Source organism: Anaeromyxobacter sp. K, from assembly GCF_000020805.1.
GTDB classification, from domain to species: Bacteria; Myxococcota; Myxococcia; order Myxococcales; family Anaeromyxobacteraceae; genus Anaeromyxobacter; species Anaeromyxobacter dehalogenans.
Genome location: NC_011145.1, coordinates 3,914,810 through 3,928,593, shown reverse-complemented (window position 1 = coordinate 3,928,593; position 13,784 = coordinate 3,914,810). Strand labels below are relative to the sequence as shown.

11 protein-coding genes are annotated in these 13,784 nt (G+C 76.4%); 5 read left to right on the top strand and 6 right to left on the bottom strand.

Features of this window, described 5'->3' with window-relative positions; all coding sequences use genetic code 11:
- The first annotated feature begins 59 nt into the window (after nt 1-59).
- Nucleotides 60-857, top strand: a complete 798-nt coding sequence (locus ANAEK_RS17480; RefSeq protein ID WP_012527454.1) for an inositol monophosphatase family protein — start codon at nt 60-62, stop codon at nt 855-857.
- 4 nt (nt 858-861) lie between these two features.
- Here ANAEK_RS17480 and ANAEK_RS17475 read toward each other — a convergent pair whose 3' ends face one another.
- Nucleotides 862-1,821: a M23 family metallopeptidase gene (locus ANAEK_RS17475; protein ID WP_012527453.1), complete on the bottom strand. Its 960-nt coding sequence runs from the start codon at nt 1,819-1,821 to the stop codon at nt 862-864.
- Nucleotides 1,822-1,906: 85 nt separating this feature from the next.
- Nucleotides 1,907-3,346, bottom strand: coding sequence for an ATP-binding cassette domain-containing protein (locus ANAEK_RS17470; RefSeq protein ID WP_012527452.1), 1,440 nt, complete (start codon nt 3,344-3,346; stop codon nt 1,907-1,909).
- A 70-nt stretch (nt 3,347-3,416) separates the two neighbouring features.
- Between ANAEK_RS17470 and ANAEK_RS17465 the strand changes: the two genes are divergently transcribed.
- Nucleotides 3,417-3,677, top strand: a complete 261-nt coding sequence (locus tag ANAEK_RS17465; protein WP_232288262.1) for a hypothetical protein — start codon at nt 3,417-3,419, stop codon at nt 3,675-3,677.
- Nucleotides 3,678-3,696: 19 nt separating this feature from the next.
- On the opposite strand, the gene ANAEK_RS17460 is transcribed toward ANAEK_RS17465, so the two are convergent.
- Entirely contained in the window at nt 3,697-5,343 is a 1,647-nt protein-coding gene (locus ANAEK_RS17460) for a sensor histidine kinase (protein WP_012527450.1), read from the bottom strand.
- A 162-nt stretch (nt 5,344-5,505) separates the two neighbouring features.
- Nucleotides 5,506-6,678 carry a cache domain-containing protein gene (locus tag ANAEK_RS17455; protein WP_012527449.1) on the bottom strand — a complete coding sequence of 391 codons (1,173 nt, stop codon included), beginning with the start codon at nt 6,676-6,678 and terminating at the stop codon, nt 5,506-5,508.
- A gap of 229 nt (nt 6,679-6,907) precedes the next feature.
- Between ANAEK_RS17455 and ANAEK_RS17450 the strand changes: the two genes are divergently transcribed.
- The gene (locus ANAEK_RS17450) at nt 6,908-9,697 is read left to right on the top strand and encodes a pitrilysin family protein (RefSeq protein ID WP_012527448.1); all 2,790 of its coding nucleotides are present in this window, start codon (nt 6,908-6,910) and stop codon (nt 9,695-9,697) included.
- Between the two features lie 156 nt (nt 9,698-9,853).
- Here the strand turns inward: ANAEK_RS17450 and ANAEK_RS17445 are convergent, their stop codons facing one another.
- Nucleotides 9,854-10,459 (bottom strand): glutathione S-transferase family protein, encoded by a 606-nt coding sequence (locus tag ANAEK_RS17445; RefSeq protein ID WP_012527447.1) that lies wholly within the window; start codon nt 10,457-10,459, stop codon nt 9,854-9,856.
- Nucleotides 10,460-10,541: 82 nt separating this feature from the next.
- On the opposite strand from ANAEK_RS17445, the gene ANAEK_RS17440 reads away from it, so the two are divergent.
- Complete coding sequence (locus ANAEK_RS17440) at nt 10,542-11,438, top strand: RluA family pseudouridine synthase (RefSeq protein WP_041454110.1); 897 nt, start codon at nt 10,542-10,544, stop codon at nt 11,436-11,438.
- A 12-nt stretch (nt 11,439-11,450) separates the two neighbouring features.
- Here the strand turns inward: ANAEK_RS17440 and ANAEK_RS17435 are convergent, their stop codons facing one another.
- On the bottom strand, nt 11,451-12,668 hold the full coding sequence (locus ANAEK_RS17435) for an MFS transporter (protein ID WP_012527445.1): 1,218 nt from the start codon (nt 12,666-12,668) through the stop codon (nt 11,451-11,453).
- 189 nt (nt 12,669-12,857) lie between these two features.
- Here ANAEK_RS17435 and ANAEK_RS17430 point away from each other — a divergent pair, with 189 nt between their 5' ends.
- Entirely contained in the window at nt 12,858-13,772 is a 915-nt protein-coding gene (locus tag ANAEK_RS17430; RefSeq protein ID WP_012527444.1) for an aspartyl/asparaginyl beta-hydroxylase domain-containing protein, read from the top strand.
- The last annotated feature ends 12 nt before the right edge of the window (nt 13,773-13,784 follow it).

The window sequence follows — 13,784 nt, the reverse complement described above, 5'->3', positions numbered from 1 at the left end:
GCCGCTGCGGCGAGGGCCGCGGCGGGCTATCCTCCGCGGGCGGAAAGGAGCCGGGGCGGATGAGCGAGGCGACGGAGCTGCGGGAGGCCTGCGCCGAGGCGGCGCGGCGGGGCGGGGCGGTGCTGCGCGAGCGGTGGGGCCAGGCGCGCTCGGTGGAGCTGAAGGGCGAGATCGACCTCGTCACCGACGCGGACCGGGCGAGCGAGGCGGCGGTGCTGGGCTTCCTGCGCGGCCGCTTCCCCGGCGCCGGGATCCTGGCGGAGGAGTCGGGCGCGAGCGGCGGCCGGGGTGGCGAGGGCGGCGGGCTCCGCTTCGTGGTGGACCCGCTCGACGGGACGACCAACTACGCGCACGGGCTGCCCCAGTTCGCGGTGAACGTGGCCGCGCTCGACGGGGCCGGGATCGCCGCCGGCGCGACCTACGACCCGCTCCGCGACGAGCTGTTCACGGCGGCACGAGGCGGCGGGGCGCACCTGAACGGCGCGCCCCTGAGGGCGTCCGCCCGGGGCGAGCTGGTGCAGGCGCTGCTCGTCACCGGCTTCCCCTACGACGTGCACCGGCGCCACGAGCGGCCGCTCCGGCTGTTCGGCGCGTTCGTGCGCCGCGCGCGCGGCGTGCGGCGCCTCGGGAGCGCGGCGCTCGACCTCGCCTACGTGGCGGCCGGGCGCTTCGACGGGTTCTGGGAGGAGCGGCTGAAGCCGTGGGACGTCGCGCCGGGGATCCTGATCGCGCGCGAGGCGGGGGCCCTGGTCACCGACCTCGACGGCGGCGACCGGATGCTGGAGACCGGCGACATCCTGGCCGCGGCGCCGGCGCTCCACGCGCCGATGCTGGAGGTCATCCGGCGCGAGGGGTAGCGGGTCAAGGCTGCGCGGCGGGCGTGGCGGGCGCGACCGGTGCCGCCGGCGCGGCGACCGCGGCCGGGGCCGGCGTCGGGGGCGGGACGGTGGCGGGGGAGGCGACCGCGGGCGAGGGCGCCGGCGCGCGGGCGGGCGCGACGCCGCGCGCGAAGTCGATGGCGACCAGCGACTCCGGATCCACGAGCAGCCCGTCCACCCGCACGCTCCAGTGCAGGTGCGGGCCGGTGGAGCGGCCGGTCGAGCCGAGCCGCCCGATGCGCTGACCGCGGCGCACCACCTGGCCGGCGCGCACGTCCACGCGGTCGAGGTGGAAGTAGAGCGTGTAGATGCCCGCCCCGTGCCACAGCACCACGCTCCGGCCGGACAGGTAGGCGTCGCGCACCAGCACCACCCGCCCGGCGTTCGCGGCCGCCACCGGCGCGCCGCGCGGGCCGGTCAGGTCGAGCCCGTAGTGCACGCTGGGCTTCTCGCCGTTCAGCACCCGCTGGTCGCCGTAGCGGCCCGAGGTGGGCGCGCGGCGGGGCAGCGCGAACGGCCGCGCGAACGCGGGCGGCTCGAACGGGCGCGCGTAGGCGTCCGCGAACGCCTTGCGGTCGGCCGCGATGCGCGCCTTCACCGCCTCGGGCGGCTCCACGTACTTCGGCGCGAGCGTGAGCGTGCGCGACGCGAACCCGGGCTCGACGATCCGCAGCGTGGCCCGCAGCGCGGCGCCGCCGGCCTCGGCCTCCGCGGGGAGCTCGCCGGCCGGCGTCTCGATGGGGAGCGCCGCCAGCGCGCGCCACTCCGCGCCGGCGCGCCAGAACGTGAGCGGGCGTCCGCCCAGCGTGCCGCGCGGCGCCTCCCGCCCGGCGCCCGCCACGCGCACCAGCACCGCGTCGCCCGGGCGCGCCGCCTCGGGCGCGAGGGTCAGCGACGGGGCGGCGGCGGCGGCGAGCAGGGCGAGGAGCGGGGCGAGCGGCACGCGACGGTGATACCCCCGGGCCGCCCGCGACGCCACCGCCCGGGCGGCGCGCCGTGCGCCCGCCCGCCGCCAGCCGCGCTCCGCGTCAGCCGCGATCCACGGAGAGCCGGCCCGCCTCGAGCCGCGCCCGCCCGTCCACCGCGCCGGGCAGCTCGTCGGCGTGGTGGGACACGGCCACGATGGCGGTGCCGCCCGCGCCCAGATCGTCGAGCACCCGGAGCACCCAGGCGCGCGCGGCGGGATCGAGCCCGGCGAGCGGCTCGTCGAGCAGCAGCGCCCGCGGGGCCGGGGCGAGCGCGCGGGCGATGAGCACCTTGCGCAGCTCGCCGTAGGAGAGCGACAGCACGTGGCGCTCGAGCAGCGGCGTCACGCCGAGCCGCGCCGCGGCGGCGGCGGCCAGCGCCCGCTCGCGCGCGGTGGGCTCCACGGCGAGGCCGATCGTGCCCGCGAAGCCGGAGAGCACCACGTCGCCGGCGCGCGCGTCGAGGCGGTGGCGCGCCTGCAGCTCCGGCGAGACCAGGCCCACGCGGCCGCGCAGGTCCTCGGCCGACGCGCGGGGCCCGAGGCCGAGCCGCTCCACCGTGCCGCGCGCCGGCTGCTCCTCGCCCGCCAGCAGCCGGAGCAGGGTGGACTTCCCCGCGCCGTTCGGGCCGGTCACCGACCAGCGCTCGCCGGCGCCGACGGTCCAGTCCACGCCGTCGAGCACCGCGCGCCCGTCCACGAGCACGGTGGCGCCGCGGAGCGCGAAGAGCGCCGCGCGCGGGCCGGCGTCGCGCCGCGGCGCGCGGGGCGGCGCCGCGGCCTCGCGCGCGCCCGCCAGCGCGGCGGCGCGGTCGCCCTCCCAGGCGATCCGCCCGCCCTCCAGCCGGATGACGCGGCCCAGCTCGGGCACGAGCTCCTCGGTCCGGTGCGTGGCCATCACCACCGCGACGCCGCCGCGCGCGATGCCCGACACGGTCTCGAGCAGCCCGGCCCGCGCCGGCGCGTCGAGCCCGTCGCAGGCCTCGTCGAGGAACAGCGCCTCGGGCCGCGGCGCGAGCGCGCGCGCCAGCAGCACGCGCCGCCCCTCGCCGCGCGACAGCTCCAGCACCGAGCGCCGCAGCAGCGCCTCCACGCCCAGCGCGGCGGCCACCTCGCGCACCCGCCGCGCCTGCTCCGGCGTCGCCGCCTCGGCGGGCCACAGCGCGTCGAAGAAGCCGGAGCGGATCACCGCCTCGACCGGCAGGTCCCAGTCGTTGCGCAGGTACGCGTCCTGCGCCTCGGGCGCCACCCGCGCGAACCGCTCGCGCGCGCCGATCGGGCTCTCGAACGCTCCGTCGGGCCCGTGGAACAGGCGTCGCCCGCCGCGCGGATCCGGCCACAGCTCCCCGCGCAGGACCCGCAGGAGCGTGGACTTCCCCGCGCCGTTCCCGCCCAGCACCGCCAGCCCCTCGCCGGCGTGGAGCGCGAGCGTGACGTCGGCGAGGACGGGGACCCCGCCCAGGCGGACGTCCACCCGGTCGAGCGTGACGAGCGGCCGGCGCATCCGGGGATGCTAATGCGGACGTGCCCGCCAGGGGGTGAAATGCGCCGGCCGGACGCCTGTTCTGGATCACGTGCGGGATCGCTCCGAGGCTCCGGTGGTGATCGTGCGCCGCGGCGCCAGCCCGAGGCGGCTCGCGGCGGTCCTGCGCTGGGTGCGCGCGCTCGTGCCGGCCGCGGTGCTGGTGGTGGATCCCGGCGCCGGGCCGCTGCCGTCGCGCGAGTCGCGCTGGGACGGCGACGACGAGGTGATCGTGATCGACGCCGACGACATCGCCTCCGGCCCGCTCTCGCTCGCCGCCGCGCTCCTGCGCGGCGCGCAGCGGGGCGGGTGAGCCGCCGCCCGCGACCTGATCAGCCCTGCGCGCGCGCCGGCGCGGCGGCCGGGTCGGCCGGGGTCGGCGGGGCCGGCGGCTCCGCGGTCCGCTCCGCCGGGACCGCCGGCAGCCGGAAGGTGAAGGTGGTGCCCTCGCCCTCGGTGCTGTCCACCGCGATGCTTCCACCGTGGCGCTGCACGATGCCGTACACCACCGAGAGGCCCAGCCCGGTGCCCTTCTCCTTGGTGGTGAAGAACGGGTCGAAGATGTGGCCCACCCGCTCCGGCGGCATGCCCGGCCCGTCGTCCTGGAACGCGATCTCCACCGCCCCCTCCGGCGCGCGCGCGATGACCCGCAGCTTGCCGCCCTTCGCGCCCATCGCCTCGCAGGCGTTCATCGCCACGTTCACGAACGCCTGGCGGAGCTGGCCGAAGTCGGCGAGCACCTGCGGGAGCGGGGGCAGGTGGCGCTCCAGCTTCACGCCCTGGATGGCGATCTGGTTCGCGATGAGGGACAGCGCCTCCTCCACCGCCGCGCGCGGATCCACCGGCTTCTTCGCCATGGGGCGCTCGCGCGCGAAGTCGAGCAGGTTGCGCACGATGGCGCTGCAGCGCTGGGCCTCGCGCTCGACCAGCCCCAGGTTCCGCTGCAGCACCGCGCGCCGCGCGTCGTCGGGCGGGCCCTCGGCCAGGGTGCGCGACACCAGCTTCGCGAACGTGAGGATGCCGGCGAGCGGGTTGTTGATCTCGTGGGCGATGGAGGCCGAGAGCTTGCCCAGGGACGAGAGCTTCTCGGTCCGCACCAGCTGCTCCTGCGCGTTGCGCAGATCGGCCGTGCGCGCCTCCACCTGCTCCTCGAGGCCGGCGAGCAGCCCGTTCAGCTCGTCCTCCAGGCGCCGGAGCGAGCGGGTCATGTCGTTGAACGACGCGGCCAGGTTGCCGAGCTCGCCGCGCGAGCGGACCCGCACCTCCACGTCGAGCTGGTCCTTCGCCACGCGCCGCGTGCCCTCGACCAGCGCGGCCACCGGCCCGAGCACCTCCGAGCGGAGGAACAGGTACATGAGCGCCGAGGTCGCGACGATCGCGATCACGAGCAGCGAGACGAAGCCGCGCCGGAACGACGCCACGCCGGAGAGGATCGGCTCCAGGGCCACGTCGGTCTCGAGCAGGCCCAGCACCTGCCGGCCGGGCGGGTGGACGTGGCACTCGGCGGTGGCGCAGGTCCGGTCGTTGTAGACGGGCGTGGTGACCACCAGGCGGCGGCCGGACGGCCCGCGCTCCTCGCGCCAGCGCTGCTCCGCCGGCGCCCGCGAGAGCGGCAGCTCGTGCCCGGCGTGGCAGGGCACGCAGGAGGCGTGCGCCTTGTCGCGGGTCTGCCCGATCTCCTCGGGCCGGCTGGCGAAGCGAACCGTGCCCCGGGGGTCGAGGACGCGCATCCGGTCCACGCCCTCCAGCGCGGCGAGCCGGCCGATGGTCCGGTACTCGTGGCGCTCGGTCGCGCCGAGCAGCGTCGCCTGGCCCACCGTGGTCACCGCCTCGCCGACCAGCGCGGTGGAGCGGACGATCTCGTCCTGGAGGTGCCGCTCGAAGCGGCGCTCCGCGAGCACCACGGCCGCGAGCGCGAGCAGGGCGAGCAGCACCACCGCGGCCAGCAGCTTGGTGGAGAGGCGGCGCCAGAACGGCACTGCGCGGCCGGACGCACTCCCTCCCGGGACGCCACCGGCCGGCGCCGGGGCGCCGGTGCCACGCTCCTCGGCTTCGCGCGGTTCCGCCATGATCCCCTTGGCCGATTCCCTCCGGCCCAGGCGCAGGATGCGCCCGCGGGATCCCTGCGGCCTTGCCTCGGGTCAACCCTGGCGGCCGGTGGACGATGGGTCGCGCGGCAACTCGTCGCGGCTCGGGAACAGCGCGCGGCCCAGCAGCACCTCGAGCCGGCCGATCTCGTCGTCGGTGAGCTCGACCACCCGCCCCGGCGGAAGCTGGCGCAGGGCCGCCTCGCGCTCGAGCCGGCGCTCCAGCCGGCGCAGCCGGGCGAACACCGCGTAGTGCAGCATCGCGGCGAGGATCGCGGCCAGCACCGCGCCGACGCCGATCAGCACCATGAACGAGCGGAGCATGGCGGCGCGGGCCGCGCCGTGCTCGGCGGTGAAGTCGTGCAGCACGAACAGGCCGCCCACCTTGCGCCCGCCCGCGTCCCGCAGCGGGAAGATGCCGCGCATGTACGCGCGGTCGTCGCGGACCACCTCGCCGAGCGCGACGCCCTCGTCGGGCAGCACCTCGAGGTCGCCCTCGTAGTCGATGATGCCCTCGGTGAAGGTGGTGGTGTCGACCACCACCACGTCGGCCCGGTCGTTCCAGGTGTTCGAGCGCTCGCCGAGCACCTCGGCCCAGCGCCGCTGGTCGAGGAACCGCTTCTTCACCAGGATCCCGTAGTCGTCGCCGGTGCGCGACTTCATCGCGCCCAGGAAGTGGTCGATCTCCTCGGCCAGCTCGAGGTAGCCGACCACCTTCCCGTCCTGGAGCCAGGGCCGGACCACCCGCAGCGCGAACGCGGTGCGCCCCAGCTCCTTGCCGGCGCCCATGTCGCCCGTCTCCACCGCGCGCCGGAACGTCACCCGCTCGACCTTGTCGCCGCGCAGCTCGGGCCGGTGGACGCGCAGGAACACGGTCGCGTCGGGCTCGGGCGCGATGAAGTACCAGTGGGTGATCCGGTCCCGGTCGCGCATCGTCTCGAACAGCGGCGCGGAGAGCGCCAGCAGGCGCTCCCGGTCGCGCGCCACGAACGCCTGGCGCAGGTCGTCCCGCGACAGCAGCGCGTCGAGCGTGGCCGAGAGCTTCTCGATCTCGGCGCGCTCCTGCGACGCGAACGCCTCCTCCGCGCCGCGCAGCCGCTCGGTGCCGGCCTGCTCCACCTGCTGCTCGACGATCCCGCCGCTCAGGCGGGCGCCGAGGAAGGCGGCCCCGGCGCAGAGGGCGAAGAGGGCGACGAGGAGCCGGAGCTCGAGGGAGACGGAGCGCATGGTGGGCGGGCGGGGAGGGTCGGCTGGGGGAAAACGGCGGGTTGCCGTCGCCCCGGAACGCTATCATGCGCGGCGGGTGCGCGGTGACCGACCGGCGAACGCCTGCGCGGACGGTGCGTTCGTGTGCGCGGCCCGGGTGCGCGACATCGCACACCCCCGGCCGGGTCCGGGAGGGCGGGCAGCCGTCACGTCTCCCGGATCCTGGCCTCTGCGACCGAACGGAGCCCACATGCCCACACGCACCCTCGCCTCCCTCGCCCTCGCCGGCATCGCAGCCCTGGCCGCCATGCCCGCGCCGGTCGCCGCCGCCCCCGCCGCGGCCGCCGCGCGCCTGCCCGAGATCCCGGATCTGCCGTACGTGAAGAGCGTGCTGCCGAACGGCCTCACGCTCATCGTCCACGAGGACCACAAGGCGCCCATCGTGGCGGTGAACGTCTGGTACCACGTCGGCTCCAAGAACGAGCGGCCGGGCAAGACCGGGTTCGCGCACCTCTTCGAGCACCTGATGTTCAACGGCTCGGAGCACTTCGACGACGACTGGTTCAAGGTGCTGGAGCGCGTCGGCGCCACCGACCTGAACGGCACCACCAACAACGACCGGACCAACTACTTCCAGAACGTGCCGGTGTCGGCGCTCGACACCGTGCTCTGGATGGAGTCCGACCGCATGGGCCACCTGCTCGGCGCCATCACGCAGGCGCGCCTCGACGAGCAGCGCGGGGTCGTCCAGAACGAGAAGCGGCAGGGCGAGAACCAGCCGTACGGGCGCGTGTACGACGTGATGACGCCCTCGCTCTACCCGAAGGCGCACCCGTACTCCTGGACGGTGATCGGCTCCATGGAGGACCTGGGGGCCGCCTCGCTCGACGACGTGAAGGAGTGGTTCCGCGGCTACTACGGCGCGAGCAACGCGGTGCTGGTGGTGGCGGGCGACGTGAAGCCGGACGAGGTGCGCAAGAAGGTCGAGCACTACTTCGGCGACGTGCCGCCGGGCGAGCCCATCGCCAAGCAGCAGGCCTGGATCGCGAAGCGCACCGGCGAGCAGCGCCAGGTGATGCAGGACCGCGTGCCGCAGGCGCGCGCCTACCTGGTGTGGAACACGCCGGAGTGGGGCCACCCGGACGACGACCTGCTCACGGTGGCGGCCCGGGTGCTCGCGTCGGGCAAGAGCTCGCGGCTCTACAAGCGGCTCGTGTACGACGAGCGGATCGCCACCGACGTGAGCGCCGATCCGGGCACCAGCGAGATCGGCTCGACGTTCTTCATCGAGGCGACCGCGAAGCCCGGCGGCGACCTCGCCAGGGTCGAGCGCGCGGTGCGCGAGGAGGTGGCGCGGCTCGTGGCGCAGGGCCCGACCGCCGAGGAGCTGGTGCGGGCGAAGACCGGCATCCTCTCCGAGTTCGTGCGCGGCGTGGAGCGCATCGGCGGCTTCGGCGGCGTCTCCGACGTGCTCGCCGAGAACCAGGTGTACGGCGGGACGCCGGACGCCTACCGCACCCGGCTCGGGCGCATCCGCTCGGCCACCGCCGCCCAGGTGCGGGACGCCTGCCGCCGCTGGCTGTCCGACGGCGTCTACGTGCTGTCGGTGCTGCCGTTCCCCGAGCTGCAGGCCGCCGCCACCGGCGCGGATCGCAAGGTGCGGCCCGAGCCCGGACCGGCGCCGGCGCCCCGGTTCCCGGCGTTCACGCGGCACCAGCTCTCCAACGGCCTGAAGGTCGTGGTGGCCGAGCGCCACGCGGTCCCGGACGTGCAGCTCGACCTGCTGGTGGACGCGGGCTACGCCTCCGACCAGCACGGCGCGCCCGGGCTCGCGAAGCTGGCGACGGCCATGCTGGACGAGGGCACCCGCTCGCGCTCGGCGCTGGAGATCTCCGACACGCTGCAGCGGCTGGGGGCGCGCCTCGACACCGGCGCGGACCTCGACACCTCGCTGGTCAGCATGGCGGCGCTGCGCGCGAACCTCGACGCGTCGCTGGCGCTGTTCGCCGACGTGGTGGTGAACCCGGTGTTCCCGGAGGCCGACTTCGAGCGGCTGAAGGCGCAGCAGCTCGCCGGCCTCGGCCAGGAGGCGGTGCAGCCGGTGACGGCGGCGTTCCGCATCCTGCCGCGCCTGCTCTACGGCGAGGGGCACGCCTACTCGAACCCGCTCACCGGCTCCGGCACCGCGGCCACCGTCGGCAAGCTCTCCCGCGCGGACGCGGCCCGCTGGCACGCGACCTGGGTGAAGCCGAACAACGCCACGCTGGTGGTGGTGGGCGACACCACCGCCGCGGAGATCGTGCCGAAGCTGGAGCGGCTGCTGGGCGGCTGGAAGGCGGGCGAGGTCCCGAAGAAGAACCTGGCGCAGGTGGCGCTGCCGGCCGGGCAGCGGGTGTTCCTCCTCGATCGGCCCGGGTCGATCCAGTCGGTGGTGATCGCCGGCCAGGTCGCCCCGCCGCGGGCGAACCCCGCGGAGATCGCGCAGACCGCCATGAACACCGTGCTGGGCGGCGCGTTCACCTCCCGGCTCAACATGAACCTGCGCGAGGACAAGCACTGGTCCTACGGCGCCCGCGCGCTGCTCACCGACGCCCGCGGCCAGCGGCCGTTCTTCGCGCTCGCCCCGGTGCAGGCCGACAAGACCAAGGAGACGGTGCTGGAGATCCGCAAGGAGCTGGCCGGCATCCGCGGGGCGAAGCCGGTCACCGCCGAGGAGGCCGCGGTGGCGCGGGGCACGCTGACCCTGTCGCTGCCGGGCCGCTGGGAGACGTCGCGGGCGGTGGCGCGGTCCATCGCGCAGATCGTCCGCTTCGGCTTCGACGATCGCTACTTCGACGGCTTCGCGCAGAAGGTGGCCGCGCTCGGCCCGAAGGACCTCACCGACGCGGCCCGCATGGTGGAGCCGGACCGCGTCACCTGGGTCATCATCGGCGACCGCGCCAAGATCGAGCCCGGCCTGCGCGAAGTCGGCCTCGGCGAGGTCCAGCTCGTGGACGCCGACGGCAACGTGAAGCCCACGGCCGCGGCGGCGGCGCGCTGAGCATCCAGCGCGGGGCTGCGCCCCGCCCCACGGAGCGGAGCTCCGCGGGGCCCCACCCTGCTGCGCGGGTCCCGTGACCTCGCGCGCCCGCGTTCGCGGGCTCGCGCGAGGTCCCCGCGGGCGCGGCTGCGCCGCGCGGAGCTCGCCGTGCACGAATCAGTCGGCGATGGCCCGCTTCCAGGCGGGCCGCGCCTTCACGCCGGCGAGCCAGGCCGCCAGCGCCGGCATCCCGTCGATGCCGCCCACCAGCGCCTTGCCCCAGGAGGCCACCGCGCCGGTGACGAGATCGGCCACGCCGAACGCGTCGCCGGCGAGGAACGGGCGGTCCCGGAGCGCCAGGTCGAGGACGCGCGCGCCCTCCAGGAACCTGGCCTTCTGGGCCTCGATGGCCGCCGCGTCGCGCTCGCCCTCGGGCGGGCGGAGCAGCCCGTGCAGCGCCTCGACCGGCGGCTCCAGCTCGTCCATGGCGAAGAACAGCCACTGGTAGGTGAGCGCGCGGCCCGGCGTGCCGGCCGGCGGGAGCATGCCCTTCTCCGGGAAGCGCTCGGCGAGCCACAGGCAGATCGCGGCCGACTCGAAGAGGCGGGCGTCGCCGTCCTCCAGCACCGGCACGCGGCCCATCGGATGGCGGGCGAGGTGCTCGGGCGTGCGCAGCGCCCCGGCGGCGCGATCGAGCCGGACCAGCTCGTAGGGAACGCCCAGCTCCTCGAGCAGCCAGCGGGGGCGGGTGGCCCGCGTGCGCGGCGCGTAGTAGAGCTTCATCCCGGTGTCCTCCGTGAAGGGTTCGGATCGTTCTAGACCGGGTCGCGGCCCCGCGGGGCCCGGAAGAAGGGGGCCGTTCACGGTGGGTACACCCGCCGCGCCGGAGCTCCTCCGCGTGCCGCGCGAGGCGGCCGGCGCCAGGCTGGACCGCTGGCTGGCCGGCGCGATCGGCGCGACCGCGGAGCGCACCCGCTGGCTGGTGGAGACGGGCCGGGTGCGCATCCGCGGGAAGACCTGCTCCCCGCACCGCAAGCTGTTCGGGGGCGAGGAGGTCGCCCTGGAGCGGCCCGCGCCGCGCGCGGCCGAGGCGTCGGGCCCGGCGCTGGCGGTGCTGTACGACGACGCGGACTGCCTGGTGGTCGCGAAGCCGCCCGGGCTCGCGGTGGAGGCGTCGGCGCCCGGCGGCGCGTCGGCGGTCGCGGCGGCGAGCCGGCTGGGCGCGTTCGACGTGGACGGCCGCGCCATGCCGGGGCTGCCGCACCGGCTCGACCGCGACACGAGCGGCGCGCTGCTGCTGGCGCGCCACGACCGGGCGCTGGCCGCGCTGCGCGCCGCGTTCGAGGCCGGCGCGGTCGAGAAGGAGTACCTGGCGCTCGTGGCGGGCGCCCCGCCGCCGGAGGGGCGGCTCGACACGCCGTACGGGCGCGACCCGGCCGATCCGCGCCGCTTCACCACGCGCTTCCCCTCCGCCCGCCGCGCGCGGCTGTCCTGGACGGTGGAGCGCGCACTGCGCGGCGCCGCGCTCCTGCGGGTCCGGCTCGAGACCGGGCGCACCCACCAGATCCGGGTCCAGCTCGCCGAGGCGGGCTTCCCGGTGCTCGGCGACGCCGTCTACGGCGTGCGCGCCGAGGCGATCGCGCGCCAGGCGCTCCACGCCGCGCGGCTCGCGTTCCCGCGGCCGTCGGACGGCGCGCCGGTGGAGGTGCGCGCGCCGCTGCCCGAGGACCTGGAGCGGGCCATCGCCGCGCACGCGGGCTGATGCGGCCGGGGTTCACCGGTCGCGCGGCGCCGCCCGGAGCCCCGCCGGCCTCCAGGCGAGCCCCGCCAGCGCGAGCAGGCAGAACACCGCCCCCGCGCGGAACGTGAAGGGCGCGCCGAGCCGCTCCCAGAGGAGCCCCGCGACCGCGCTCGCCACCAGCGTGGCGATCCCGGCGAGCAGGTTGAAGACACCGAACGCGGTGCCGCGCAGGTCCGGCGGGGCGGTGTCCGCCACCAGCGTCGCGAACAGGCCCTGCGTGATGCCCATGTGCACGCCCCACAGCGCCACGCCCGCGAGCACCACCGGCCAGCCGCCCTCCATCGCCAGCACGAGATCCGCGGCGACCAGGACGCCGAGGCCCGTCGCCAGGAGGCCCCTGCGGCTCACGCGATCCGACAGGCGCCCCGAGGGATAGGCGGTCAGCGCGTACACCACGTTCATCGCGACCATCACGAGCGGCACGAGCGCGAGCGGGACGCCGCCCTGCTGCGCGCGCAGCACGAGGAACGCCTCGCTGAAGCGGGCGAGCGTGAACGTCGCGCCGATGCCCACCACCCACCAGTACCGGGGACCGAGGCGCCGCAGGCTCTCGCGCCGGATCGGGTTCGTGCGCCGGCCGTCCCCGCGGTGCTCGGGCTCGCGCAGCCCGAGCCAGAGCAGCGCCACCGACAGCGCGCCCGGGATCACCGCCACCCAGAACACGCGGCGGAAGTCGTTCGCCCACAGCAGCATCAGGCCCGTGGCGAGGAGCGGGCCCGCGAACGCGCCCACCGTGTCGAGCGCCTGGCGCAGGCCGAACGCGGCGCCCCGGAGCGCCGGCGGCGTCATGTCGGCCACCAGCGCGTCGCGCGGCGCGCCGCGGATGCCCTTGCCGACCCGATCCAGCAGGCGCGCCCCGAGCACCACCGCCGGCGTCGGCGCCAGGGCGAAGAGCGGCTTCGTGGCGGCGCCCAGCGCGTACCCGGCGACGGCGAGCGCCTTGCGCCGGCCGAGCGCGTCGCTCAGCACGCCCGAGAACACCTTCACCCCCAGCGCGGTGGACTCGGCCAGCCCCTCGATCACGCCCACCGTCAGCGCGCCCGCGCCGAGCGCGGTCACCATGAACAGCGGCAGCAGCGCGTGGATCATCTCGGAGGAGACGTCCATGAGCAGGCTCACGCCGCCCAGCACCCACACGCCGGTGGGGATCCGCGCCGGCGCGCCCCGCCGCTCGTCCTGCTGCGCCTGCACGGCCCGTCCCTCCGCGCCGGTCCGCTCGCCCGGCGCGCGCCCACACTACAGCGCCTCCCCTTCGCGTGGGGCCGTCGCGGGGCACGCGACGGCGCCGCGGGGCCCGGCGGACGGGTCCGCACCGCCGCGCCGCGAGATCCCCGCCCGGGAGCGGCCGGCGGGCGCCCCGCGCGCCATAGACCCGCGAACGTGAACCCCGCCCTCCTGCTGAAGCTCGGCGCCGTCGGTGCGCTGGTCGGCTCCGCCGCGTACGTGCACCGCCGCGGCCGCGTCCGCCACCCCTTCTTCCGGCAGCTCACCGACCACTCGACCTTCTTCGCGCCGCTGAACGCGCTCGTGTACCTCGCCTCCGCGGTCCCGAGCCGCCCGTTCCTCGACCTCGCCGACTTCCCCGCGCTCGCGCCGCTCCGGGCGCACTGGCAGGAGATCCGCGACGAGGCGCTGCGCCTCCAGTCGGAGGAGCGCATCCGCGCCGCCGACGGGCACGTGGACGCGGGGTTCAACTCGTTCTTCCGCCGCGGCTGGAAGCGCTTCTACCTCAAGTGGTACGGCGAGCCGCTCCCGTCGGCGCGCGCCCGCTGCCCGCGCACGGTCGAGCTGGTCGAGGCGATCCCCGGGGTCCGTGCGGCCATGTTCGCGCTGCTGCCGCCGGGCGGGACGCTCATGGCGCACCGGGATCCGTTCGCGGGCTCGATCCGCTATCACCTCGGCCTGGTCACGCCGGGCTCGGACGCGTGCCGCATCGTGGTGGACGGCGAGCCCTATGCCTGGCGCGACGGGGAGGCGGTGCTGTTCGACGAGACCTACGTCCACCACGCCGTGAACCAGACCGACACGGCGCGGATCATCCTGTTCTGCGACGTGGAGCGACCCATGCGCTGGCGCGCCGCCGGCCGGCTCAACCGCTGGGTCGGCGACCACCTGATGCGCGCCAGCCGGACCCGGAACGAGGACGGCGAGGAGATCGGCTGGGTGAACCGCGCCTTCGCGCGCGTGTACCAGGTGCGGCTCGTGGGCAAGCGGCTCAAGGCCTGGAACCGGCCCGCCTACTACGCCGTGAAGTTCGCGCTGCTGGGCGGCCTGGCCTGGCTGCTGCTCGCGTGACGGTGACGGTCC